We start from the raw sequence: 1376 nt of genomic DNA on the forward strand, positions 1-1376 counted from the left end.
TTGGCTCAATCTCTCTTGAAGCGCATAGGAAATCGCATTTGAATGACTGTCCCCCATGACCAACACATCGAAGGTCTCACCAGACAAGTATTTTTCGCATCCCGGAATTGGGTGTTTTGACGGCACCCCACGACCGACATGACAATAAGGCGTTAACGGATTGATATCCGCAATCGCGGCATCAATCTTCAAAATCTCCGCCCCATACCTGGCAGGCACACCCTCCGTTTTTATTGCCAGAAACCCAAATCCCACAACGAGCACTGAACCCAAAACAAGCGAATCCATAATGGTGCGCCTAGACAGCCGCTTAGAGTACCTGAACGGCTTTTCGATAAAGCTCCATGAAAGGAAGGCCAAAACAAAACAGAAGCCCATTAATATAACTAGGTGATTGATACTTAACGCGTCCTGCGACCAATAGCGACTAAACGCTAGAACAGGCTGATGCCATAGATACAAGCTGAAAGAAATTAAACCAATAAACACCAGTAATCGTGCACTTAAAATGGCTTTAACAACGCCATTATGTCCGTACAAAATAATCATTGCCGTCCCAAGCACCGGGAATAATGTGGCCACACCCGGAAAAGCCACTGTTGTTGATAGCAACAAAAAGCTGCCTATCACCAACAGTAGCCCCAAAACACCCAAACACTCTTCAAACCACGTGAAGCTATAAGAGCCTGTTTTCGAGCTCGCTTTCATCGCGACTAACACGCCAACAAACAATTCCCAAGCGCGTGTCGGTAAAAAATAAAAACTCTCGCTTGAGTATTTTTTTGAAGCCCAAATAGCTGCAAAAAAACTGAACAAGGTCAGAGCAAGCACTAAACTAAAAAGCGCGTTTTTACGAATGCGATGAATGAGCACTAATGTAACTGGGGCAAGCAAATAAAACTGCTCTTCTATCGACAAACTCCACGTATGCAACAGAGGTTTGAACTCCGCCGCAGAGTCAAAATAACCACTTTGCATCCACAGCGCGATATTGGATGAAAACCCGACCGAAGCAATCGCATTCCATGAAAACTCGACCAAAGCGACCGGGTGCAGCAACACCCAAGCAGCGATACTGCAAACGATTAACACAAAGAGGAAAACGGGTAAAATTCGTCGTGCGCGACGAAAGTAAAACTCTGCGAACGAGAAGCTTTTATTTTCTAACGCGAACAATATTTGGCCACCGATAAGATAACCGCTGATCACAAAGAAAACATCGACACCAACAAAGCCTCCCGAGAAACCGGGAATGCCTGCGTGAAATAGCAATACAGGGATGATCGCAAGTGCGCGAAGGCCGTCAATTTCTTTTCTGTAAGCTAGGGGCATGGAGAAGCTATTAATATGTAATTACTTTGGTAAGCATAGCTGCT

Annotated in this window: 1 protein-coding gene; it reads right to left on the reverse strand. The window is 45.3% G+C overall.

Translation table 11 applies throughout. From position 1 onward, the window contains the following. Positions 1–1332 (reverse strand): acyltransferase (locus A3751_RS04850; protein ID WP_156492257.1); only part of this gene is annotated, 1332 nt, incomplete at its 3' end. Positions 1333–1376 lie beyond the last annotated feature (44 nt).

This window comes from Oleiphilus sp. HI0080, assembly GCF_001635135.1.